We start from the raw sequence: 24,785 nt of genomic DNA, 5'->3' as shown, positions 1-24,785 counted from the left end.
AAAAATGAAAAGTCTTGTCAACAGTTGATTGACAAGACTTTTATGTTTTCCTTCATTTCAAGCATTTTTCAAATAAGCTACTGACCTGCTAGGCAATGGTTTCCCAAGTTTGTTTTGGATAAATATACTCGCCTCTTGAATATGTTTTTCATTAATTCCTGTTTCAATTCCCAGTCCGTTTAATAAATATAAAACATCATTTGTAGCAACATTTCCTGCTGCTCCTGGAGCATAAGGACAACCACCTAAACCGCCGACTGTACTATCAAAGCGGGTAATTCCCATATGAAGTGCAGTCATAATATTTGCTATCGCCATTCCTCTCGTATCATGAAAATGCAGTATGAACTTATCTTTTGGAAAATAAGGAAAGAGACCCTCAAGCAACTTCTCTACTTGGGTGGGTACAGCCGTTCCGATTGTATCTCCGAGTGAAATATAATCTACTCCGCTTTCAATTAATTGATCACATACACGTAATACATCCCCCACCGCAATACGTCCTTCGTATGGACAGTCAAACACAGTAGAAACATAACCTGTTACAATCTTCTGCGCATTTTTAGCTTCTTTAATTACTTCTTGTAATACTGGATACGTCTCCGAAATGCTTTTATTAATGTTTTTTTGGTTATGCGTCTCACTTACAGACATAAATACAGAAGCCCCATCAATCCCCGCTTCTAACGCATATTCTAATCCTCTCCTATTCGGGACTAAAGCAGAATAAATAACTCCTTCTTCACGATGGATTCGCTTTCCTACCTCTCTTGCATCTTTCAACGCAGGAATCATTTTGGGATGAACAAAGGATGAATATTCAATTTCCGAGACACCTGTTTTCGAAAGCATATTAATCCAAGCAACCTTATCATCTGTAGATATCCACTGCTTCTCATTTTGCAACCCATCTCTTGGCCCTACTTCCTTCAAATATACCTCGTCCGGCAACCCGCGCATCGATATCCCTCCAATGTATCCGTTTTCATTTTAATGTATGAACATATCACATCAAATGTTATTTACTTGATAGTAAAAAATATTGGTGTTACCTTGTTGACCCTAAATCGCCTTTACTTTTAATTTATTGAGAGAAAATCAACTGTGTTTCATTATATTCAACTTTGTTGAACCAAGTATATAATAAAATTTCTGAAAATGTCAACCTTCTCCGCTGTCAAAACCAGATAATTTTGATAAAATATAATAATACAATAAAAAGTCAATTTGCGAGGATATTGTTTCTTCAATGGATTTAAAATGGAAATCCACCATTACTTTAAAAAATACGCAGGTGAAAGTTATCCAAAGAATTATTTCTAGTGTTTTCATTCTTAGAAATCCGATAGATAGCTTCATGAGACAAGGAGATTTTCAATGATAAAGATATATACCAATGGCGTCATTCATACATTTCAATCATTTCAACCAGTTGTTGAAGCTGTCGTTGTTAAAGACGGGCGTTTTATAGATATAGGGTCAAGTTCTCAAATACTAGCTTTTTGGGGCGCAAAAAGTGATGCAATCATTGATCTTGAAGGAAAAACAGTTACCCCGGGGTTAACAGATACGCATCTTCACCTTTCCTTGCAGGCAATGAAGTTTATTGATTTAGATATTACTGGTGTCACCAAGAAAGAGGTGTTTTTAAATAAAGTTAGACAACATGCAACTACATTAGATAAAGGAGAATGGTTGATTGGTGCTGGTTGGGATGAAAATCTATTTACCGATGGCGGCCTGCCGACAAAGGACGAACTGGATGCTGCTGTCCCAAATCACCCCCTTTATCTTACAAGAATATGCGAGCATGCGGCTGTGGTTAACTCCAAAGCTCTTGAACGAATTAATTATTCCAGTACAACACCTATTCCAGAAGGCGGCGAGATTGTAACTGATAGAAATGGCGAGCCTACCGGCCTAATTCTTGAATCGGCATCTGCATTATTTAAAGCGAAAATTCCTGATAAATCGTTTCAAACATGGAAAAAGGCACTTCGAAAAACCATGAATAGAGTAATGCAATACGGGATTACTAGTGTCCATTCCAACGATCCTGCATATTTAGGCGGTTTACAGCAGACGTATCAGCTCTATGAAGAATTATTAAATCAAGAAAAATTGGGATTGCGAACCAATCTATTAATTGATTATGATTTTTTAGAAGACCTTCATCAGAAAGGCATGTATACAGGTTATGGAAATAGCAACTTACAAATTGGCGCTGTTAAAATATTTGCGGACGGTGCCTTGGGAAGAAGAACAGCTTTATTAAAGGAAGAATACACCGATCAACCTGGACAAATTGGTGAAGCAATGCTTACACAAGATAATCTGTACAATATTGTAAAACGTGCCCGGCAGTTAGCAATGCCAGTCGCTGTCCATACCATTGGTGACCAAGCCTTAGAGAATGTACTCGATATTCTTGACCAATTTCCAGCTGCAGCATACAGAGATCGACTTATTCATGCACAAGTTATTAACCCAAATTTAGTAAAACGCCTTGCCAATCCAAATCGTATCGTTGACATTCAGCCCCGTTTTCTTGCCAGTGATTATCCGTGGGTAAAAGATCGTCTCGGGGAAGCTCGTATGCCTTACGCCTATGCATGGAAAACATTATTGGATAATGGCGTTATTTGCGGCGGCGGATCAGATGCCCCTGTTGAACCAATAAACCCTTTACTGGGAATCCATGCTGCTGTTACCAGAAAAGCACCGGGTGAGACACATCATGGCTGGTATCCCGAGCAAAAATTAACCATACAGCAAGCTTTTTATTTATTTACAAAGTACGCAGCATTCACGACGAATGAAGAAAATCTGAAGGGTACCATTTCTCGTGGCAAGCTTGCAGATATGACGGTTTATTCCGCTGATCCATTTAAGATAAGGGATGCTGATGAATTATTGGATATATCTATTGAAATGACAATTATTGGTGGAGATAAGAAGTATATCAAGAGATGAATATAATATAAATAAACATAAGTAAGAGGTCGGGACTATTAAATTCATATCTCCCGACCTCTTGCTTCAGTTAACAGTTCTCGGCTTGTTTACCGCTACCGCATCACAGCCCCGCCTGAAATTTTTACGGACTCCCCTACGATATTACGTGCTGCATCTGTAAGCAGGAAAGCGATTGTATTGGCCACCTCATCGGCTGTGGTAATTCTTTTGGAAGGTAAGGATTCTTCCGCTGACTTTCTCACCTGTTCATAGGATTGATTTGTATTTTTCGCTTTCTCTTCAAACAAATCTTGTACCATCTCCGTATCGACAAAACCGGGACACACAGCGTTTACACGAATATTATAAGCAATTGCCTCCACTGCCATTGACTGCGTCCAGCCTATCATCGCAAATTTAGAAGAAGCATAGGCTGTATTTCCATATGTACCACGCAAGCCAGACAAAGATGCAACATTAACAATATTTCCCTGCTGCTTTTCCCGCATTTCCTTATAAATTTCTTTTGTAAGATTAAAAGCAGATAAATAATTAACACGCATCATCGCTTCAATATCTGCTTCCTCTAGCTGATCCACTGTCTTATTTCCTGCAACACCTGCTGCATTTACTAAATCAGAAATAAACCCTAAAGCTGTTTGCGCATTGCTAACCAATCGCTCTCTTTCTTCTTTATTTGTTATGTCAGCCTTCTGAACAAATACGCTTGATACATCCGTTAGGCTTTCGAGCTCATGCTTCAACTTAGCAAGCTTATCTGTATTCCGTCCCGTAATGGTAACTTTCGCACCCATCTCTGCAACAATTTTCGCGGTCTTCATTCCTATTCCACCAGTCGCCCCTGTAATAAATACATGCCTATCCTTTAATGCTTCATTGGAAAATATAGTCATAGCCCTTCTCCTTTCATTTACTTATACGATATGTTTTTTTATTATATCACTGAATTTAAAAATACAGGTTAAATTAGAGCGGTTATCTCCTAAGATGTGAAAAAGAGGAATCTCCAACTTATATAACTATTTTTCAAATTAGCTATACTAAAACGTAAAACATTGACAAAACAATCTTATTAGGTTAAATTACAAAAGACGGACGTTTTTAATATTAACACCAAATTTCATTCGTGTTTAGGAGTGTTTTACATGGAAAATGTTTTTGATTACGAAGATATCCAATTAGTTCCCGCAAAATGTATTGTAGATAGCCGTTCAGAATGTGATACATCCATTGAATTCGGAGGAAGATTTTTTAAATTACCAGTTGTACCTGCAAACATGCAAACGATAATAGATGAAAATATTGCAACTTATTTAGCTAAAAATAATTATTTCTATATTATGCACCGATTCCAGCCAGAAAAGCGTGCTGACTTTATTAAAACAATGCAAGAGCAAGATTTATACGCTTCTATCAGTGTTGGAGTAAAAGAAGAAGAATACGGATTTGTCGAAGAGCTTGCGAGCAATAATCTCGTACCTGAATATATCACTATTGATATAGCACATGGACACGCTGATTCTGTTATTGGCATGATTAAACATATTAAGAAGCATCTACCAGACAGCTTTTTAATCGCTGGGAATGTTGGCACTCCCGAAGCTGTTCGCGAACTTGAACATGCTGGCGCTGATGCGACAAAGGTTGGTATTGGACCTGGAAAAGTATGTATTACTAAAATCAAAACAGGGTTCGGAACTGGCGGCTGGCAGCTGGCGGCTTTACGCTGGTGTGCAAAAGCTGCAAGCAAACCGATTATTGCAGACGGCGGTATCCGTACGCATGGAGATATAGCAAAATCCGTCCGTTTTGGCGCTTCTATGGTCATGATTGGCTCTTTATTTGCCGGTCATGAAGAATCTCCTGGAGATACCATTGAAAAAGATGGTAAGAAGTTGAAAGAATATTTTGGTTCTGCATCCGAGTTTCAAAAAGGGGAAAAGAAAAACGTTGAAGGTAAGAAAATGTATGTGGAACATAAAGGTGCCTTGCAAGACACTTTGACAGAAATGGAACAGGATCTTCAATCTTCTATTTCTTATGCTGGCGGCAAACATTTAGATGCTATACGAAATGTAGATTATGTGGTGGTTAAAAACTCCATCTTTAATGGGGATAAAGTATTTTAAAGAACAAAAGCGCAGAGCGCCCGGGTAGCGACGTACGGACTGGACTGACCCGTAGGAGATAAAGGAAATATGCCCCTTTAGGGGTATGCCGACGTTAGGCTTTAGCCTGGTTTTAGTCGGCCTTCCATTATCTAGAGTCGATGTTGACTTTCACCACGGGCATAAGTGCGACTATGGCTCTGCCTACGCCTGTCGGCTTGTCAGTCGCCAAGTCTTCTTTTCACCACGGGCATAAGTGCGACTTTAGCTCTGTCTGCGCCTCACGGCTTGCCAATCGCTAAGTCTTCTTTTCACCACGGGCATAAGTGCGACTATGGCTCTGCCTACGCCTGTCGGCTTGTCAGTCGCCAAGTCTTCTTTATCGTACGGAGGTGAGGGAAGTCTCGCTAGTCGCTGGGCGCTTGGAGCTGGACGTGGCTATTTTTCTATAAATAGTTATCCACACGCAAACAATTTTATAATTTCCTAACCAGTAAAACGATAAGAAAAAAGCTTATGTCTAAAGGATTCCCCCAATCGACATAAGCTTTTTCTTCTTCAAAACCTTCCTGACCTAAAAATCGAAAAGATCAGCCAAATAAACATTAGAACAGCGACAACGAAGCCAATTTCAATGACAGGCAAATTCCAGAAATAGGATGCCTTCCCTACAATTGCTGAACCGATAATTAAACCAACCATTATGATACTAAAGGAAAGCAGCACAATGCTGAAAGATATACGATTGCTGATTCTGTCAAACTTCCTAAGAATCATATCAACTCTTGCAACGGATATTTCCAATGGAAACTTTCCTTTGCGTATAAGTTTGTACAGCGCATTTATATGCTCTGGTAAATCTAAGATAATGTCCTTATAGTCATCGACCTGTCCGTAAACTTCTTCTGCTATTTTTTTCGGACGGTATTTTTCTTTAATCAACCTCTTCCCAAAAGGCTGTGCAATTTTAACAATACTAATATCCGGATCTAATCGCTCCACTGTCCCTTCTAATGTTAAGAGCGTTTTTCCAACGAGAGATAGATCAGCAGGAATACGAATTCGATGTTTGGAAGCAACACTGAACAAGTCATTCACTGCTTCACCTAAGCTAACCTGACTAAAAGGAATGTCATAATATTTGTCACGAAGCTCTTCTATATCTGCACGCATCACGTCGTCATGGACATCATCAGGAACAACGCCCATTTTGTAAATAGTCTTCACAATGGCATGTGTATTTTGGCGAGCAAGCGCAATAATCATATCTGTCAAATGCTCCTTCAACATAGGGGTAAGGCGTCCTACCATCCCAAAATCAATAAACAATAATTGGTGGTTTGGAAGAATCATCACGTTACCCGGATGCGGATCTGCGTGGAAAAATCCATCCATTAAAATCTGTTCAAATAAATTCTGAATTAATTTCTCCGCAATAACTTTCGGCTGGTACCCCTCTCGAACCAGCAGTTCATTCTCATCCAATTTAATACCTTTAACAAACTCCATTGTCAGAACACGCTCTGTCGTATACTCCCAATAAACATGAGGGACTTTAACATCTTTATCATTCTTGAAATTCATTGCAATTTTATGTGCATTCCGTCCTTCTAGCGTATAATCTAACTCAGCCAAAATGGATGCTTTAAATTCCTCAATGATTTCTGTGATTTTATATTGTTGCGCCCATTCTAAACGCGTTTCCGCAAGTGTTGCAAAATTCATTAAGATCTCTAAATCCGTATGAATCTTCTTTTCAATATTCGGACGCTGTACCTTTACAGCCACTTCTTCTCCAGTCTGGAGAACAGCCTGATGAACTTGTCCAATGGAAGCAGCTGCTAACGGATCTTGATTAAAATCCTTAAATATTTCTTCAATAGGGGCTCCTAATTCTCTTTCCACAATCTCTTTTATCTCGTTATAAGGAATTTTACCAACTTGATCTTGCAGCTTCTCCAGTTCTTTAATAATATTTTGAGGAATCAAGTCATTCCTTGTACTCGCAATTTGCCCAAGTTTAACAAAGGTTGGACCTAATTCTTCTAGAAAAAGGCGGATTCGCTCACCGGTTGTTTTGCTATGTATTTCTTTTTTCCCCTTCAGCAACCTCTCGGGTAAAGAAACAACTTTTTGTAAACCCAATTCTTTAACAATATAACCAAAACCATTCCGGGAAAAAGCTACTAATATTTCTCGATAACGTTGCATATGACGAATACGTTTTTTCAAAATGGTATGTCCCCTCCCTTCCGATTCGTTTATATTCATAGTATACCCATTCTCAATCCATGTTTAACAAGAAATCCGAGAGCTGAACATATGCCACAAAGAGGAACTGTTCTACGCTTGCAGTTCCTCTTTGTTCTTATATATTTATCATTTTTTAAAGTTTGTAATTAATATTTTTACATATAAACCAATTAACATACAAATTGATGGCAAGATGATCGCTAAATAAATTAATTGTCCATTCATAATCCCTAAATAGATATATGGTAAAGAATAAAACATAAGCAGTTGAGGTATTGCCAAAGGCAGTACCGTATATAATATCAGATTAATCACCATAATCATTGAAACAGATTGAACGTTTTTCCATACCGTTCCTTGATTTTTCAAAAATAATCCAAATACCACATACATGATTAAAATACTGAAGAATATACCTTTTGCCTGACCTGTGATCAGTACCGCCAAAACAGCAAGGACGGAAAGGAAAAAATGAAAAATCAGTGATGGCAAATTATTTATTAAATAGGCTTTGACACGGTTTTCTTCTGTTTTGTTGCTAGACATTCAATCATCCTTTTTACTACGTTAATTTTGAATGGAGCTTTTTAATTGCTGATTGCTTTGATAACGCTCAATCGCTAGTTCAATTAATCTCTCGATAAGTTCGCGATAGGATATTCCGCTTTCCTCCCAGAGTTTTGGATACATACTAATTTTAGTAAAGCCAGGCAATGTATTAATCTCATTAATAATGATTGTATTATCGTCTTTTAAAAATACATCTACCCTTGCCAAACCTTCACAATTTAAGGCCTCAAAAGCCCGAATGGCTGTTGTTTGAATTTTTGCTTCCACACTTTTTTCTAATTTCGCCGGAATTTCTAAATTTGCTCCAGATTCATCAATATACTTCGCTTCATAAGAGTAAAATTCAACAGTTGGAAGAATTTCTCCTGGAACAGAAGCGATTGGCTCCTCATTTCCTAAAATAGAACATTCAATTTCTCTTCCCTGTATCGCTTCTTCCACTAAAACTTTATGGTCATATAAGAATGCATCCTGAATAGCATGATTAAATTCTTCCTCTGTTTCTACTTTGTGTACACCAACAGAAGACCCTTGGTTAGCTGGCTTAATAAATAGCGGCGTGCCTAATTCTGCAACAATAGTTTGATATGAAATGTGGTCTTGTTGTGCTTTACGGAAAGTATAGCCTTTCGCAACATCTAAACCTGCATCGCGCAACAAACGTTTTGCGATATCTTTGTCCATACTAATAGCCGAACCTAATACACTAGATCCGACGAATGGGATATTCGCCATTCTTAGCATTCCTTGTAAACTTCCGTCTTCTCCCAATGTTCCATGCACGATTGGAAAGACAACGTCTAATTGATCCATGCTTATATCTGAATCAGTCTGAATAATTTGATTCTCTTCTGCTCCAGGAACAATCGCAATACCTTTTCCAGTTTTATTTAATGCAATTAGGCTTGGATCCTCTTCATTTAGTAAATAATGTGAACGGTCATTCACATGCCAATTCCCTTGTTTATCAATTCCTAAAAGATATACTTCATATTTATCTAAATCAATCGCATCCACAATATTTTTAGCTGATTGTAAAGAAACCTCATGCTCTGAAGATTTCCCTCCAAATACAATACCAACTTTTTTCTTCATTTAAATCCTCTCCTCGTTAACTCTGATGACATATTTATTATACTCATCCCATAATATGTACTTATATCATAATTTGTTTGACCTGTATCGCTATTTTATCATAGAGTTCATTTTGAAGGGGGAATTTAATGCGAAATTGAAGAAATTTACTTAGAAAGACATCGTATATTTTCAGCTCCTAGTTTTGGAGTTCGAGCTAAACGACCAGATTTCTGGTCTGATTGTAAATTCATGAAAAGAGGTCTCCTTTCTTGACTGGCTAAAAATACGAAAGAGATAATTGCGATGAAAAGAATTATATCCCCAGAAATCAAAAGAAGGCCGAGACAAACGTGTTTTTTATCCAGTAACTCCGGAACATCATATGTACGAAATACTCGCTATATGTTCGGCTTCTAGACGATACACTTTCTTCTGTCCCAACCTCTAAGATAAATAGACTTTATTCATTTAATAGCTTTGATATATTCTCTGCATTTCTATTCTCAAACTTTTTGACGCTCTCTAATTTTCTGCTTCCTTTTTAACAAAAGAACTGCAATTACAAATAGGGTGAGGACCGTCACAATAAAACCGATAAACAACCAATTTATCCCTTTATCCTCTTCTAGAATATATACTTCTACGGATTCCCTTGGGATGCCTATTCGATAGTTACCTTCCTTATTTTCACGGACAAGATTATCTTCCAAAATACCTTTCAGTTGTAAGCCGGATTCTAAATTATCCACATCAATATATGCAGATTCGCTTCCATTATTAATCGCCACATACATTATCTCGTCTTGATAACTGCGCCGATACACCAACATAGAAGCTTCGGATCCAACGTATTCAAAATCACCAATTCTAAGAGCAGGAAATTCATTGTGTAGTGAAGCAATTCTTTTATGGAACTCCTTTAAATCATCATCCCCACTATTGAAAGGAACAAGCCGCTGTGATTCTTCTGCATCCATTCCATACATTGGAAGCTCTGTTCCTTGCGTTATCATGGTTGCACCTGGCGTGGTATACATATATGTTAATGCAAGCCTCCAAGCTGTTAATGCGTTACGCTGGTTTTCAGAAAAAACATTCGTAAAACGCTCCTCTTGAAAACTGTCTATTTGTTTATAAAAATCAGTTAGCTGCAATTCATCCCATTTATCATATATTGAAGAAACAGTATTATCACTTTCTGCAAATGTTTCGCTTAAGTTTTGATTAAGCTCTGGATAATTGATTAAGTCAAGCGCCGTATTTTCTAACAAATGGATACCTTTATCCATGTTTGCACTTGTTACATCGCCAATAACATAAAATTCAGGTTGAATCTCTTTTAACTTCGCGGTTAGATTTTCGATAAACGCCGGTGGAGCTGTGTCAACACCGGGCAGCTTAAAACCATCCACCTCTGTTTCCGTTGCCCAATATATCGCAGCATCTAACATATAATCTGCTGCTTCCGGATTGTTTAAATCAATTTGAACGGTTTCCGACAGCCGCTCATCCTCTGACTCGGGCGTTCCTAACCACCAATCTTCCTTATCAGGATCCTCTGTTAAAGGGTTTGTATCCGCCACATAAGTAACTACAAAATCAATGATTATCTTCATATCACGCTGATGAGCTTCTGAAATCAGTCGTTCGAAATCTTCCATTGTACCAAACTGCGGGTTAACCTGATAAAAATTAGTAATCCTATAACCATGATATCCTTTGGGTTTATTTTCCATAATAGGCGATAGCGAGATTGCAGTAATTCCAAGGTCTTGTAAATCATCTAATTTATTTATAATGCCTTGAAAGTCACCGCCATGGTAGTTATAGGGATCTTCAATATCTATTTCTTCATCAATCTCTGAATCACCGTTATTAAAGCGGTCGATTAATATCTGATAGAATATTTCATTATGTATATTCTCTTCCTGCGCATGCACCGGTACTTGTATCATAAATATGCTTAAAAAAGCAACAAGTCCAATACCTATTTTTTTGATCATGTATTTTCCTCCAGTGTATAATTTCTAATCCTACTCCATTATCGCTTATTTCCTTAAAAATTCCTACCTTCATATAGTTCTTGTAAAAAAGCGTTCACAAATTTAAATAAAAAAGGGCTATTTCATGAACGCTTGCAGTGGCTATTTTTAAATTGAAGTACACTTCACCAAAACCTATTATTATTGAATAGCCAATTGCGGTTTTTCGTGTTAAGCACGCATAAGCGGGTCAACTTATAAGTAATAATCATTTCTGATAAACCATAGAAACATTATTATAAGCTCTGGATTGTATTAACTAAACAAAAAGCAGTTCGTTAAAAGTACACAATGACGTGTGTATTGTAACAAACTGCTTCTAAAAACAATCTATATTCAGTTATTTATACATAATGAAGTTATGCTAAACGCTAACTTTCTTTAAATCTGATACAATACACATTGCATCTCTTTCCATTTCCTCATTTGGTTCTATTAAGTCAGGAACAATAATACATCGGATATTAGCTCTCGTCGCAGCTCGCAGGCCATGCAGGGAATCTTCTAAAACTAAAGCAGATTCCGGACCCACCCGTGCCCTTCGACAGGCTTCTAGGAAAATATCAGGACTCGGTTTTCCCTTTTTGACTTCTTCCCCACTAAGATAAAATTCAAATTGTTCCGTTAAACCTGTAATTGCTAAATAATTATGGATAGTTTCTCTACTACTTGAAGAAGCAATACATTTTTGTATACCCTTTTTATCTAATACAGCTAATAGTTCCTCGACTCCAGGCTTAACTTGAATTCCTTCATTAGTTAGGATTTCTTTAAATACAATATCGTAGTCACTAAATATAAGATCAGCTGGAAAATCTTTACCATTAATGTCCTTTAGAATTTGTTCGCACCCATGGTCACTAATGCCTATCATCCTTTTATAAGTTTCTAACTGAAAATCAAATCCATTCTTCTCCATCACTATTTTCATAGCTTGGTAGGAAGGCCGTTCCGTATCAAACAACAAACCGTCCATGTCAAAAATTACTAATTGTAGGTCTTCCATTTTAAGCTCCTTCAACAGTTAGATTTAATGAAATCTATTATCTGTCCATACTTTTAATAATCAAACTGACGATAATAGCGACGGATGTCCAAATCGTGACCTGTATATTTTTCGTAATGAAAGGCAAGTCTGTCTACTAATAAAGCTGTCGAAATGGTTGGAGCTAAAATCCAGCGAAACGCATCATCAATTCCTTCTAATTCATAGTCCTTTGTGTCAAACACTACTAATTTATCTGTATACTGTTTGCAAAAATTTTCTACACGTTCATCAATTGCCCGGCGTACGCCCTCCCCCTTTACAAGGAACACGGGCACACCGTTTTCTACTAATTCGAGTGTTCCATGAAAGAACTCGGATGAAGAAACGGTTTTAGTACGAATCCACTGCATTTCTTCCAATACACACATTGCAAAGAGATAAACCTCTCCCCACATTTCCCCATCACCAATCCAAATATTGTACGGCTCATTATAGTACTTTTTAGCAATCTCATCTGCAAGTGGTTCAAATTTTTGCTTCGCCTTCACGAGATTTTCTGGAAGCCTTTCCAATTGATCTGCAAAATCTTGGTATCTCGGAAACTCGCCTCGATTAGCAAGTAGTCTAAACATAAGCATAAATAGAGCCATGTATTCAAATTCAACACCATCTTTTGCCTTATTCGGAATTACCCAATGACTTAAAGTTTCTAAAGGGGAATCAGGAGTGCCAACAAGCGAGACCACTCGATAACCATTTTCCTTACACCATTCCGCAGCACGGACGGTTTCTTTCGTATCACCAGATTTAGATGACATAATAATTAGTGACTCTTTTGATAACTGCTTATGTCCTGTAAGTACAACTTCGGCCGCATGTTCAGCATATACAGGAATAGTAGTCATTTGTTTTAACATTTCTTGAACTGGCCACATGATAGAAATAGATCCACCAACGGAGATAAAGAAAATATTGTTAAATCCTTCTTCGGAAATCTCATCTGCAATTTGTTCAATCAAACCACGAGTTTGATACGTAGCTTTCCCATCTTCTAAATATAATTTTTCGTTAAACTTTAACATAATCATTCCTCCTAATTTTTACTATCTTTTTAACTGCTTTTGATAACTTTTTTTTATATTTTGCTTTTCAATACCTGGTCAAAATCTTCAAATATATCCTTGTTAATATCAATGCCTCTGCCTAATGTAATTCGATAAGCTAATACCTGAAACGGAATAACCATCAAAAGCGGGCTTTTGTATTCATCAATATTTATCCCGATAGACATTGTTTTTTCGTTGTCTTCATTTTCCGTTGTTATGGAAAAGCAATGTTCCGTATACGTTGAGAAATAGTTTTTCAGTTTATTTGACCGTTCTGCGTGAATACTGTTCGTTTGAATCGTAATAAGGCCATATGAATCATCTACCTCTAAATATGGTCCATGCATAAATGCCTCTAATTCGAAACCTTGTGTAGGAACACGGACGGTTTCTGTAAATTTTGTTTCACACTCCTTTGCGGTTCCAAAGGTTGGTCCATAACCCACTGCCGCAAAACGGGGAATATTAATTAATTCTTCAGCATGCTGTTTATAAAATCTCTCTGATCGCTCGATAATACTTGGAATTTGTTCAAGCGCATTTTCGATCTCATTTATTTCCTGTAATTTATTTTCACCAGTCAAATTCCCATTTATATTTCCAGCTACAACACCCATCAACATTAAAGTTAAGACGGTGGAAGTAAACCCCTTTGTTACATACCCCACCTTCTCTATACCACACCCGATGTCTACGGTCATATCTGCATACCTTGTTATCGAACTATTCATATTCCCTGTCAGTGCTACCTTAGGGATACCTTCCATTTCTTGAACCTTCTTCAAGGCTTCAATTGTTGAATAACTTTGACCACTTTGTGAAATAACTAGAATCAAATCTGTTGTTTGTTTCAACTTTTCGTAATAAACAAACGTGAATGGCTCCACTACCTCGATAGATACCCCTGTCATTTTCTCCATATAATATTTTGCACTTAGAGTTGCATTTAAACTAGAACCTGTTGCGATTATTAACCAGTTTTTAGGGTTTTTATTTTGGATAACTTGTCCAAATGAATGAAGGGTTTCTTCATAATTACTTGCTATGCTTTTACAGGTTTGCTTTTGTTCCTTAATATAATCCATCATCGTGACTACCAACTTATACACCTTCCTTTTAATCAGCCAAAAATACCTGTCCAAGTTCCAAGGATGCTCACCAAGGCTATTCCAATTAATAATGTTGTTGCTTTAACTTCTTTACCAAGTAACCAGTAAATAATTCCAAATGCAGCTAAAGGTAAAAGCCCCGGTAATATACCATCTAAAATTTCTTGAACAGGGGTTGCAGTATCACCGCTGCCAATAGTTAATGGGACATTCAGAATAATCATATCCGCACTCATTCCGCCAATGACAATTAATCCTAGAATAGAAGCACCTAATGTTAAATTTCCCATTGTTCCTTTTTCTTGTAACTTTCTCAGAAACCCTGTTCCCATTTTATATCCAAGTCCTGTAAGAATATAACGCAAGACAATATGGGGTACATTAAATACTAATAAAAATAATATTGGACCAAGAATATTCCCTTGTAGGGCAAGCGATGTTCCGATACCTGTTGCAATCAGACGAAGTGTTCCCCAAAAGAATGAATCTCCTATACCTGCCAATGGCCCCATTAAAGATGCTTTAACTGTGTTAATAGACGATTCATCAAATTTCGGGTCTTCCGCGTTCTGTTTCTCCATTGCTGCCGAAATACCTAATATCATCGTAACGATATGTGGAGTCGTATTGAAAAATTCTAAATGCCGCTTCAACGCCCTTGATAGATCTTCTTTATTCTTATATAGCTTCTTTAAAATCGGCAACATGGCATATACATAAGCCAAGCTGGCTTGTCGTTCATAGTTCCACGAAAATTCCATTTGAAATGAACGCCAAAATAGACTATTTAAATCTTTTTTACTTAGTTCAGGGACCATTTCTACTTGGTTATTTTCCTCAGAAGTCTTCGTCGTCATCTTCAACTCCTCCTTCATTTGTAGCCAGTGTTTGCTTTTGTGTTATACCTACTATGACAACAGCTATAATGGCACCAAGTAGAGCTATTCCTGTTATAGGTATTTCTAAATAAGCTACAATCAAAAACCCTAAGAAAAAATATGGTACAACTTGTTTATTGATTAATAATCTGGCCAACATTGCAAAACCAAGCGCTGGGATTAAACCGGTCGCAACTTCAAGTCCTGTTTGTACAGGTCCCGGGATTGCTTCTAATACTTTACTAACTGCATCCCCTCCAACATAATACGAAATAGCTACAATCGAACCAATCATAAGGGACATTCCAAAACCACCCAATAAATGCATAAAGGTAATGCCCCGTGTATTTGCCTCTTCCGCATACCGGTCAGCTTTATGCAAAAAGATAGGAAGTGCAAGACCTAAGTATAGATTTTCAAAAACGAGTGCTAATGTAGCAATTGGTAATCCCAATAACAATGCGGTTTCGGTACCGGCGCCTGAAGATATCGCAAAAGCGACACCCAAAATACCACCAACTACAACATTAGGGGGGATTGAGGCACCGACTGAAAATACTCCGATAAACGCGAGTTCCAATGTCGCGCCCATTACAAGACCAGTCTTTATATCCCCCATTACTATTCCGGTAAGCAAACCTGTTACAATAGGACGGGAAATTAAACTTGTACCTAAGGCATACTCACTTTGTGCGATAAAAGCTACCAAGCCTAACACTAAAGCAGTAATCATCGTACCATCTCCCAACTATCCATTTGTTTGAATAACCGTTCCAGCATTAACTTTTTTGTCACTTGGAACTTGTCTAATCTCAACTTCTACATTCTGATCAATCATTTTCTTCACTAATTTTTCTTCTTCAGGCAATAGATTTACTGCTTTGGAAATATTTCTGGCTCCATCTTTCGCCTTTACGCCGCCTAAATTAACATGCTTAATTTCTGGGTACGCTTCTGTTAACTTTTGGGCATCCGCAACAGATTCTACTACAATGAATAGCTTATATTTATCGGTCACACCGTCTTTTAGTGCTTGAATAGCATCCTCCATATTTTTTATGACTAACTTTATCCCCTGTGGTTTCGCTAATTTGATTGTAGTTTTACGCAATTCATTTACTGGCACATCGTCGTTTGCGATTAAAATACAATCCGCTCCTAGACTCTGCGTCCATGAAAAGGCAACTTGTCCGTGCAATAACCTATGGTCTACCCGTAATAATTTAATCATGCTTCGTCATCCTTTCTTAAAACTCTTCATCAGCTACTCCAATACGTAGTAAGTGATTACAGTATTTTATTGTTTCCTTCGTATTTTTTAATGCATTTTCAATTAACTGCGATGTGCTCGCTTTAGAACCATTCATAATGGCTAACTCAATTGCCAAAGGCAGGTTCAATCCTGCAATTAAATGTATTCTCGGATCAGTCAGTAACTTCATGCACTCATTGTTAACGCTTCCTCCAAAAATATCTGTAACAATAATTAACTCGTCGTTTTCTGCTAATTGATTTATAACAGTTGTTAGTTGTTCACTTAAGTTATCCCTTTCATTTTTATAAGCACTGATTGTGAAAATATTATTATGCTTACCAGTAACCATTTCTACTGAATCTAGCATTCCCTCAGCAAGCCCTCCGTGTGATGCAAATAATAAATACCTCATCTCTACCCTCCTTTATCGATTTCCTTTCATGAATATAATGCAAAAAGCGCGCCAACTTAGTGGCACGCTCAAGCTGTAGGTTAATAGGATCTATTTGATGCAGTCTCGGCAACGATATAATCATAGATATAGCCAATTTCAGCAATATTGATTTTGACATTATATGTTTCTTCAATGACACTAAAGCTCTCTTTTATAATATCTATCATATTACTTTGACACTTTATAAAATTGTCTATATCAGGATATCTTTCTATTGGTGCATGACGGATTAGACGCTCCACTAAACAGCTAATATGAACAAACAAAGCTACTTTTTTATCATTTGTAAGTCGTTTATTCATAAGAATTTCCAGACGATTATGAAACTCCTCCACATATGTTAGTATTTTGTCCGTATCCAAAATAGTAATCGATTCAATCACTTGTTCGAGAGAAAAGTTGCGGACTAAATTATTATTAATTTCTTCAATTTGCATCACATTTGTAACCGAGTTAAATATCTTACGAAGCTTACCTTCTCCTTGTCCTGAAATGAGATCCTCTAATGAAATATATCTAACATTCTCAATACCTGGATCAGTTGTTCCCACAATCCCTATCACATCATAAATCTGGAATAACGCATCCGAATAGCTATTTTGCTTAAGTTGTCCGTAATCATGAGCAATAACTTTAATATCCAACCCCTCGGGTATACTTTTCTGAAGTAGCTTTTGGATTTGGTGGGCTGTTCCCATTCCAGTAAAACATGTTGTGATAATAACCTTTTCCTTCTCCTTTTCCGGATAGATAATGCTATATTGCGTTTGTATATCGCTATTTAATTTTAGTTTTTCAATCATTTCTTCTAAAAAAACATCTTTTCCTATCATTTCTCCTATAAATAATGCCATTTGTGTAGAAACATTATTAATAATTGCAATTGGACCGTTTATATGTTGTGTGAACCGTGAATAAACTTCCTTTAACGATCCCATGTCAACTAAAATGACAAGTCCTTTCGAAACGTCCGTATATTCCACATAATGTAAGACGCGTTTAACAATATCATCCACAGATATATCAAGCGGCATGTCAAATGCTTCGAAAATATTTTTATGCAGCAGTCGGTTAGCAACATTTGCTATACTACTAGCTGTAGCATAACCATGCGCTAAAATTATCGCTTTCATTTGTTGTTCACCAAGAGATTCAATTGACAGCCCTTTCATATAAAAGGTTAGTATTATTTCATCCATTTTATCCATATAAACATCGAGCTTGTTATTTAGCAGTTCAATAAACTGCCTTACTAGCTGTTGTTCGGTACGATAATTTTCTTCTACAAAATGCTTTAGATCAAGAATAAGTTTTTTCTGCTTTTGTGACCAATCAACTACATTATTTCCTTTATAGTAAAGAAAGTGGGCAATCACATACACACTATTCCCGTTGAACCTGACATTGTTTGTATGTTCTAAATACCGGATGATTTCCTGCATATTTACCGTTATAACTTCCATTAATACGCTGGTGCTTTTTTCTGTGTTAAAAATAAATTTATCAAATAATGTCTGAAGTTCATTAAAAATATTTTGTTCAAGAAACCCTTTATCCCAACCCGTTTTTTGATTGTCTTGGTAGAGCTTTAAAATACGTTCATATGCCTTTTTAATATTATCAATTTGTGATAGGTTCACCTCAACTAACTCGCTTAATGTAGATGTTGGATAAATAATAAGCTCGCTATTTTGTTTAAATTTATAATTTATTGGCTGAGTCGTCTCTTGTAAAACTTTATCAGTTAATTCATGTAATGATATGATAACCTGATCTGATTCTCTATTTTTAGCAAATGATGAGGCAACCAAATATTTAATCGTATTTTTCAAATCACCTAAATTACCGTTATAATTATGTTTGGTTAGCGCATCTAAAGCACTATTTGTTATTTTTATTGGCATATTTAATTTACGTGCCTCGTTAATTAGGAACATATATATAAATTGTGTCTTTTCCTTGTCACCACGCTCTTCAAGACTCGGTATCATAATTTGTATCGGAATACGGCGAAGGAATGTCTTTAAAAAATTCTCTTCAAGGCTTAGCGTCGTAGCAAATATAATTCTTACATTTACTTTGTGCCACCCCTCTGTCTCCCCCATCCTCCTGTAAACTCCTTGGTCAAGGAAGGTAAATAATTTCTCCTGCCCCTCTTCGTTTAATCGGTGTACCTCGTCTAAAAATAATATCCCCCCATCTGCAGCTTCCAACATCCCCTTTGTTGTATGATCGGCACCTGTGAAAGCGCCTTTAATATACCCAAATAAGTTACTAGAGAGAAGCTCTGGGTTATTCGCATATTGCGCACAGTTGAAGCTGATAAATGGAGCGTCCTTCGATAGGATTTCCTTTTCCATACTATATTGATGGATAAGATTCGCTGTATAACTTTTGCCAACTCCTGTTGGGCCGCATAATATTAGCGGCAACCCTCCGTCCGGATAAAATATGGATGACTTAATTTGTTCTATCGCTTTTTTTAAACTTCCATCCGAACCAATTATTCTATCAAATATATCTAAATGATTTTCTGTTTTACACTTTTGCTCTTCTAGTAATTTAAAACTTTCAAAACTACAGAATGATACCTTAAAAAAATGCTGTTCAAACACATGCCGACTCAGGAAATAAACCGGACGTGTATTTATTTTAATTACCTTTTCTTCCTCAACCATCTGATTAAGGTAATGACTTACCGTATTGCGTTTAACTTCAAATAAACTAGCTATACTATTGGCAGTAAACGCTTCAGAAGGGTCCTCTATATTAAAAGTTGGAGTTTTTTCATTCAAATATAGTAGTAAATCGTCTTTTAGCATTTATATCCCTCCCGCATTAAATTAAAGGTGAACCATGTATTCTTGAAAATGAGCGTCATCGCCCGTTTTTTCAAGTATTTTTAAAATATTAAATTTATCATACTATGTTGTTCTGAGGGCATCAATCTTGTAATAACTAAAAATACAATACAAGGTTTCCTTTTAGAATCCTATATAGCGGTAAAATACGGTGAGAATTCGCTCTAAGATGTAGCATAACCTCTTTTGTAGCGCTTTTTGAGACGAGTCAACCTAAATGAACTTTCACAGGATATGATCACCTCTACGTTTATATTTTTCTATCTTTTCTAGTTTATTGTTCTCCACGAAGGGAATAGTCGACTAGGAATCTTTATAAAGGAGGATAATAATGAAAAAGAATGAACAAAATAAAAAAAATCAACAATTAAATAAATACCGTGTAAATGATAGAAATAAAGCACTTACGACGAATCAAGGGCTGAAAATGAACGAAGATGAGTTTTCCCTTAAAGCTGGTGACCGTGGTCCAACGTTATTAGAAGATTTCCATATGCGAGAAAAAATTACCCACTTCGACCACGAACGCATTCCTGAACGTGTCGTACACGCGAGAGGTTTCGCTGCACATGGGGAATTTGAAACCTATGTATCGCTTAAGCCATATACCAAGGCAGACTTTCTTAGTGAAGCAGGAAAGAAAACACCTGTATTCGTCCGTTTTTCCACAGTCGCTGGATCCCGAGGTTCTGGTGATTTAGCACGTGATGTGCGGGGATTTTCAACGAAATTCTACACCGAAGAGGGAAACTATGACTTAGTCGCAAATAACATTCCAGTATTCTTTATTCAAGACGGCATCAAGTTCCCCGACCTGATTCATGCAGTAAAACCAGAGCCCCACAACGAAATCCCACAGGCACAATCAGCGCATGACACCTTCTGGGACTTTGTTGCGAACAACCAAGAAACAGCACATATGATTATGTGGCACATGTCTGATCGTTCTATACCGCGAAGTTTCCGTATGATGGAAGGTTTCGGCGTGCATACATTTCGTTTGATAAACGAGGAAGGACAGGCTTTCTTCGTAAAGTTCCATTGGAAACCAGTACTAGGCGTTCATTCTGTTATCTGGGATGAAGCCCAGCGCATTAATGGGGCTGACCCGGACTTCCATCGCCGTGACCTCTATGATTCAATTGAAAATGGCCAATATCCGGAATACGAGCTAGGCTTACAGATTATCAAAGAAGAGGACGAATTTAAATTTGATTTTGATATTCTAGACCCAACAAAAATTTGGCCAGAAGAAGATGTTCCTGTACAAATTGTAGGAAAAATGACACTGAACCAAAATGTAGATAATTACTTTGCTGAAACAGAGCAAGTCGCATTTCATCCAGGACATGTGGTACCAGGAATTGACTTTACAAATGATCCGTTACTTCAAGCTCGCCTTTTCTCTTATACGGATACGCAACTTATCCGTCTGGGTGGACCGAATTTTCATGAGCTGCCAATTAACCAGCCTGTCTGCCCATTCCATAATAATCAACGGGACGGATATGGACGGCAAACCATCAACCGTGGCCAAGTCAGTTATTACAGAAACTCACTAGCTGATAATACACCGAATCCAGTCCCTGAAGAGGAGGGCGGCTATAAGCATTATCAAGAAAAAGTGGAAGGAAAAAAAGTACGTATGCGTAGTATCAGCTTTGAAGATCACTTTACCCAAGCCGCTTTATTTTGGAATAGTATGAGTGATATAGAGAAACAGCATATCATTGATGCATTTAGCTTCGAACTTGGAAAATGCCAAGAAGAAACAATCCGTGAACAAGTGATAGATATGTTTTCCAATGTAAGCCATGAATTAGTAACCAGAATAGCAGATAATCTTGGCCTGGCCATACCGAAGAAAAAAGAAATAGACTATGCAAAATCTTCACCTGCTCTAAGCCAAGCAAATACGAAAAAGAAAGCTGATACAAGAAAGGTAGGAATCATCGCTGCAGACGGATTTGATCCAGAGGTATATTCCTTGATCAAATACTTGCAAGAAGCGGATATTAACCCTGAAATAATTAGTGATCACCAAGGTTCGATTTCTAGTAAAGATGGCTCAAAAATCCCTGTGCATCACACATTGAAAACAGCTGATTCGGTACTATTTGATGCGATTCTAATCGCCAGTAAAGAAGGGAAAAAACCGTTATATACAAAAGAAGCGCCGACCTTCGTAAAAGAAGCTTTTATGCACTATAAGCCAATTGGCGCTATTCAAGATGGTGCTTCCGTTCTCGAAGACTTAGGCCTCACTGGTGAAAAGGGAGTCATCACAAACGATACTTATCAATTCATAGAAGCCGTAGCTGAAGCAAGATTCTGGGATCGCGTTGGAAAGTAAGATGAGGCGCCCATTCGAAGATTCTTAAAGTGGTACTCCACTCATTTAGAAGCAGCCATCACACTTTAGATGGCTGCTTTTTCTTGAAAAAATACAAGGACATGACTAGCCTATTGGGAAACTATTATCCAGTAAGAAAGGATAATAACTATACTGGAAAATGAATGTGGCACCTACCAGGATGCTGCCAAGGATTTTCCCACTATGAACAACTCTATTTTGAACACAAAGCCAGCCCATCACACCCATTTAATCCGAAACTTCTGGTTCCCTCTAATCCAGGGAAGCAGTGGTAAATCCTCTTTAATCACTCTGCCCAGCACATTAACTCTTTCATCTGCCGGCAAATCTGTTAATGTGATTTGAATTTCTCCTTGATAACGCAAATATTTTTCATTATCTATTGTCACAGATCCCATGAGGCGTTCTATACAATTACTGGGTTTAATAACTGTTTTCCCAAACTGTGCATAACTTCTTGATTCCACTGCACGGATGCAGTCCCTAGCATTATCTGCCCGATTAGTAAACGTGTTCATCGATTTGTTAATCACATCCGAATCAGCCAGCTCACTCGGCGTAGCTCGTACCACTATTTCACTCTGCTCATAGGCATGAAATTGGTTCAGTGAAGCATCACTAATTTCAACATCACCTACTACGACTTTATCTACCCCAGCCAGTTTGTCTAATTCCAAAAAAGCCGCAAATGGAGAGAACTTGCGATGCTTTTCCAAAGTTGGTAATCTCTCATAAAGTGGCCCCCTTAATTTCTTATCTCCTGGGATAAAGGCCATCACGGTTAACCCAGCATCCTTTAACGCAACGTTTTTTTGGTTAAAATCAGTTAAGTCAAGCCCTGTTTCTGGTCTCGGGTAATAATTATGCCATGCTTCTACCGCGGCAACGTGGAGACCTTTTGCTTTCATACGTTCTAACGACTCCGTTGTAATCGTACTGGCGTTTAATGCAATTCTCATTTTATGTGACAAATCAATAATAATCTTCTCATTCACGCCATAATCAATTCTTAGGCCGGAAAGTCCCCAGTTTAGCAGCTGATCTGCGTTTCCCCAATGATAGCCGAGCGCTTCCAAAGAATTAGGGGAAATATCTGCCATTAGCTCCATCTCTAATTCAGTAGCAATTTCTCCAAGTTCCTGAAGCTGTTTCTTATAAATCGAGTGATCCTCCTCTGGAATATGGAGTGATGTGAAAATTGATTGAAATCCGCGTTCCTTCATTTTACGTATATAGGGAATTTGCTGAGCGATCGGTTCATTCCCCAAATATATTGAAATTCCTAACACTTTTTTACCTCCAGCTTTATGTAATAGAGATAGGAAATTCTTCATCTCCTATCTCGGATGTTTATTAAATTCCATCTGCCATGCTTTCCTTAAAGCCAAATGCGTACGTAAACATGAAACCAAATGCATACGATATAACCAACCCCAGGAAATACGTGAAATATTGGCCGTGTGTAATGAGCGGAATGAGTGATAAACCAGATACCCCAATTCCTGAAGATGCTGTACTCATGACTGCCTGGAAGGCTCCGCCAACCGAAGCACCTAAACAAGCGGTTAAAAATGGTCTTCCTAATGGCAAGGTTACCCCATACATAAGAGGTTCACCAATTCCCAAGAAACCAACTGGAGCACTTCCTTTAATGATATTCCGTAAGCGTTCGTTCTTTGTTTTTACATAAATAGCAATTGCCGCCCCCACTTGTCCGGCGCCACCCATCGCTAATATGGTTAATAAAGCGGTTTCATTATATGCATTAATTAATTCTAAGTGTATTGGGGTTAACCCATGGTGTAAACCTACCATAACTAAAGGCAGGAAAAATCCTGCTAAAACTGCACCCGCTATTGCACCGCCGGCATCGATTAAAGCAGTGAGTCCTATTGTAATCCCATCTGACAACAAGCCTGCAACTGGTATAACTGCATATAACGAAGCAAATCCGACAACGAGTACTGTGATTAATGGTGTAAAGATGATATCTACCGCATTCCACATAACTTTCCGAACATTTTTCTCCACAACCGTCATTAACCAGGCGGCAAAGATAACACCAAATAACCCACCCCGGCCTGGAGTTAATTCTTCCCCATAAATGGTAATATCCGCGAGTAATGGACTGAATAAGAACATTCCTGCAATAGCACCTAACACGGGTGTCCCGCCAAATTCTTTCGCTGTATTCCAGCCGACAAGGATTCCTAACGAAGCAAAGACAACGCTTCCAAGAAGGAGTAAAATTTGCATCCATGTCTGTTCACGATCTACCCCTGCATTAACAGCAAAGTTCGCCGCTCCATTAATAATACCAGACGCGACAAGTCCAGGAATTAATGGAATAAAGATGTTCCCAATCTTCCGCAAAAAATTTTTAAATGGCGTTCGATTCTTTTCTTTAAGCTTTTGTTTATCAAGGGCTGCCTTTTCTTCAAATGTTAAATCATCCGCGTTTGCTTCTTCCCCAATTTCAAACCCAGTAATTTGGCTCATCTCAGCTGCAACCTTATTTACTGTTCCTGGTCCAATAACAATTTGCAGCGTTTCGTCTTCAACAATGCCCACCACGCCATCCACTTGCTTTAGACCTGTCATGTTTATTTTGGAATCGTCTTTTAATGATAAGCGTAATCGTGTCATACAATGGGCGATACGTTGAATATTTCCCTTTCCGCCAACATGCTCTAAAATATCCGCAGCCATTTTTTGTTCTTTTTTCATTATGTTC

Annotated in this window: 19 protein-coding genes; 3 read left to right on the top strand and 16 right to left on the bottom strand. The window is 37.7% G+C overall.

Translation table 11 applies throughout. The features are described 5' to 3' along the window. Window positions 1-57: 57 nt before the first annotated feature. Window positions 58-960 (bottom strand): hydroxymethylglutaryl-CoA lyase, encoded by a 903-nt coding sequence (locus KI343_RS01270; protein WP_212924611.1) that lies wholly within the window; start codon window positions 958-960, stop codon window positions 58-60. Between the two features lie 417 nt (window positions 961-1,377). On the opposite strand from KI343_RS01270, the gene KI343_RS01265 reads away from it, so the two are divergent. Continuing rightward, on the top strand, window positions 1,378-2,973 hold the full coding sequence (locus KI343_RS01265) for an amidohydrolase (RefSeq protein WP_212924610.1): 1,596 nt from the start codon (window positions 1,378-1,380) through the stop codon (window positions 2,971-2,973). A gap of 95 nt (window positions 2,974-3,068) precedes the next feature. Here the strand turns inward: KI343_RS01265 and KI343_RS01260 are convergent, their stop codons facing one another. Beyond that, the gene (locus KI343_RS01260) at window positions 3,069-3,869 is read right to left on the bottom strand and encodes an SDR family NAD(P)-dependent oxidoreductase (protein WP_212924609.1); all 801 of its coding nucleotides are present in this window, start codon (window positions 3,867-3,869) and stop codon (window positions 3,069-3,071) included. Window positions 3,870-4,121: 252 nt separating this feature from the next. On the opposite strand from KI343_RS01260, the gene guaC reads away from it, so the two are divergent. Continuing rightward, complete coding sequence (guaC, locus tag KI343_RS01255) at window positions 4,122-5,105, top strand: GMP reductase (RefSeq protein WP_212924608.1); 984 nt, start codon at window positions 4,122-4,124, stop codon at window positions 5,103-5,105. Between the two features lie 537 nt (window positions 5,106-5,642). Here guaC and KI343_RS01250 read toward each other — a convergent pair. The 12 genes from KI343_RS01250 to KI343_RS01195 all read right to left on the bottom strand — a co-directional run bounded on the left by KI343_RS01250 (window position 5,643) and on the right by KI343_RS01195 (window position 19,638). Beyond that, complete coding sequence (locus KI343_RS01250) at window positions 5,643-7,295, bottom strand: ABC1 kinase family protein (RefSeq protein ID WP_212924807.1); 1,653 nt, start codon at window positions 7,293-7,295, stop codon at window positions 5,643-5,645. A 168-nt stretch (window positions 7,296-7,463) separates the two neighbouring features. Then, complete coding sequence (locus tag KI343_RS01245; RefSeq protein WP_212924607.1) at window positions 7,464-7,883, bottom strand: hypothetical protein; 420 nt, start codon at window positions 7,881-7,883, stop codon at window positions 7,464-7,466. 21 nt (window positions 7,884-7,904) lie between these two features. Then, window positions 7,905-9,002, bottom strand: a complete 1,098-nt coding sequence (gene ddlA, locus KI343_RS01240; protein WP_212924606.1) for a D-alanine--D-alanine ligase — start codon at window positions 9,000-9,002, stop codon at window positions 7,905-7,907. A 485-nt stretch (window positions 9,003-9,487) separates the two neighbouring features. After that, window positions 9,488-10,987 (bottom strand): alpha-amylase family glycosyl hydrolase, encoded by a 1,500-nt coding sequence (locus KI343_RS01235; protein WP_212924605.1) that lies wholly within the window; start codon window positions 10,985-10,987, stop codon window positions 9,488-9,490. Between the two features lie 403 nt (window positions 10,988-11,390). After that, window positions 11,391-12,032: an HAD family hydrolase gene (locus KI343_RS01230; protein WP_212924604.1), complete on the bottom strand. Its 642-nt coding sequence runs from the start codon at window positions 12,030-12,032 to the stop codon at window positions 11,391-11,393. Window positions 12,033-12,085: 53 nt separating this feature from the next. Next, window positions 12,086-13,096: an SIS domain-containing protein gene (locus KI343_RS01225; RefSeq protein WP_212924603.1), complete on the bottom strand. Its 1,011-nt coding sequence runs from the start codon at window positions 13,094-13,096 to the stop codon at window positions 12,086-12,088. A gap of 53 nt (window positions 13,097-13,149) precedes the next feature. Then, complete coding sequence (locus KI343_RS01220; RefSeq protein WP_212924602.1) at window positions 13,150-14,220, bottom strand: SIS domain-containing protein; 1,071 nt, start codon at window positions 14,218-14,220, stop codon at window positions 13,150-13,152. A gap of 20 nt (window positions 14,221-14,240) precedes the next feature. Further along, window positions 14,241-15,086 (bottom strand): PTS system mannose/fructose/sorbose family transporter subunit IID, encoded by an 846-nt coding sequence (locus KI343_RS01215; protein WP_244856638.1) that lies wholly within the window; start codon window positions 15,084-15,086, stop codon window positions 14,241-14,243. Further along, window positions 15,067-15,840: a PTS mannose/fructose/sorbose/N-acetylgalactosamine transporter subunit IIC gene (locus tag KI343_RS01210; protein WP_212924601.1), complete on the bottom strand. Its 774-nt coding sequence runs from the start codon at window positions 15,838-15,840 to the stop codon at window positions 15,067-15,069. Before KI343_RS01210 ends, KI343_RS01215 begins: the two co-directional genes overlap by 20 nt. Before the next feature lie 15 nt (window positions 15,841-15,855). After that, window positions 15,856-16,338 (bottom strand): PTS sugar transporter subunit IIB, encoded by a 483-nt coding sequence (locus tag KI343_RS01205; RefSeq protein ID WP_212924600.1) that lies wholly within the window; start codon window positions 16,336-16,338, stop codon window positions 15,856-15,858. Window positions 16,339-16,354: 16 nt separating this feature from the next. Further along, window positions 16,355-16,774 (bottom strand): PTS sugar transporter subunit IIA, encoded by a 420-nt coding sequence (locus KI343_RS01200; protein WP_212924599.1) that lies wholly within the window; start codon window positions 16,772-16,774, stop codon window positions 16,355-16,357. Between the two features lie 80 nt (window positions 16,775-16,854). Beyond that, window positions 16,855-19,638: a sigma-54-dependent transcriptional regulator gene (locus KI343_RS01195; RefSeq protein WP_212924598.1), complete on the bottom strand. Its 2,784-nt coding sequence runs from the start codon at window positions 19,636-19,638 to the stop codon at window positions 16,855-16,857. A 370-nt stretch (window positions 19,639-20,008) separates the two neighbouring features. On the opposite strand from KI343_RS01195, the gene KI343_RS01190 reads away from it, so the two are divergent. Further along, window positions 20,009-22,030, top strand: a complete 2,022-nt coding sequence (locus KI343_RS01190) for a catalase (protein WP_212924597.1) — start codon at window positions 20,009-20,011, stop codon at window positions 22,028-22,030. Between the two features lie 239 nt (window positions 22,031-22,269). Here the strand turns inward: KI343_RS01190 and KI343_RS01185 are convergent, their stop codons facing one another. Continuing rightward, window positions 22,270-23,340 carry a DUF871 domain-containing protein gene (locus tag KI343_RS01185; protein ID WP_212924596.1) on the bottom strand — a complete coding sequence of 357 codons (1,071 nt, stop codon included), beginning with the start codon at window positions 23,338-23,340 and terminating at the stop codon, window positions 22,270-22,272. Window positions 23,341-23,404: 64 nt separating this feature from the next. After that, window positions 23,405-24,778 carry a PTS transporter subunit EIIC gene (locus KI343_RS01180; protein WP_212924595.1) on the bottom strand — a complete coding sequence of 458 codons (1,374 nt, stop codon included), beginning with the start codon at window positions 24,776-24,778 and terminating at the stop codon, window positions 23,405-23,407. Window positions 24,779-24,785 lie beyond the last annotated feature (7 nt).

Source organism: Oceanobacillus sp. J11TS1 (assembly GCF_018333215.1).
GTDB lineage: Bacteria > Bacillota > Bacilli > Bacillales > Amphibacillaceae > Oceanobacillus.
This window is presented reverse-complemented; position numbering and strand designations above follow the sequence as displayed.

Bases quoted from the DNA above. Each gene is read 5' to 3' on its own strand.
- KI343_RS01270 (WP_212924611.1), bottom strand. From the start codon at position 960: ATGCGCGGGTTGCCGGACGAGGTATATTTGAAGGAAGTAGGGCCAAGA.
- KI343_RS01265 (WP_212924610.1), top strand. From the start codon at position 1,378: ATGATAAAGATATATACCAATGGCGTCATTCATACATTTCAATCATTT.
- KI343_RS01260 (WP_212924609.1), bottom strand. From the start codon at position 3,869: ATGACTATATTTTCCAATGAAGCATTAAAGGATAGGCATGTATTTATT.
- guaC (WP_212924608.1), top strand. From the start codon at position 4,122: ATGGAAAATGTTTTTGATTACGAAGATATCCAATTAGTTCCCGCAAAA.
- KI343_RS01250 (WP_212924807.1), bottom strand. From the start codon at position 7,295: ATGCAACGTTATCGAGAAATATTAGTAGCTTTTTCCCGGAATGGTTTT.
- KI343_RS01245 (WP_212924607.1), bottom strand. From the start codon at position 7,883: ATGTCTAGCAACAAAACAGAAGAAAACCGTGTCAAAGCCTATTTAATA.
- ddlA (WP_212924606.1), bottom strand. From the start codon at position 9,002: ATGAAGAAAAAAGTTGGTATTGTATTTGGAGGGAAATCTTCAGAGCAT.
- KI343_RS01235 (WP_212924605.1), bottom strand. From the start codon at position 10,987: ATGATCAAAAAAATAGGTATTGGACTTGTTGCTTTTTTAAGCATATTT.
- KI343_RS01230 (WP_212924604.1), bottom strand. From the start codon at position 12,032: ATGGAAGACCTACAATTAGTAATTTTTGACATGGACGGTTTGTTGTTT.
- KI343_RS01225 (WP_212924603.1), bottom strand. From the start codon at position 13,096: ATGTTAAAGTTTAACGAAAAATTATATTTAGAAGATGGGAAAGCTACG.
- KI343_RS01215 (WP_244856638.1), bottom strand. From the start codon at position 15,086: ATGACGACGAAGACTTCTGAGGAAAATAACCAAGTAGAAATGGTCCCT.
- KI343_RS01210 (WP_212924601.1), bottom strand. From the start codon at position 15,840: ATGATTACTGCTTTAGTGTTAGGCTTGGTAGCTTTTATCGCACAAAGT.
- KI343_RS01205 (WP_212924600.1), bottom strand. From the start codon at position 16,338: ATGATTAAATTATTACGGGTAGACCATAGGTTATTGCACGGACAAGTT.
- KI343_RS01200 (WP_212924599.1), bottom strand. From the start codon at position 16,774: ATGAGGTATTTATTATTTGCATCACACGGAGGGCTTGCTGAGGGAATG.
- KI343_RS01195 (WP_212924598.1), bottom strand. From the start codon at position 19,638: ATGCTAAAAGACGATTTACTACTATATTTGAATGAAAAAACTCCAACT.
- KI343_RS01190 (WP_212924597.1), top strand. From the start codon at position 20,009: ATGAAAAAGAATGAACAAAATAAAAAAAATCAACAATTAAATAAATAC.
- KI343_RS01180 (WP_212924595.1), bottom strand. From the start codon at position 24,778: ATGAAAAAAGAACAAAAAATGGCTGCGGATATTTTAGAGCATGTTGGC.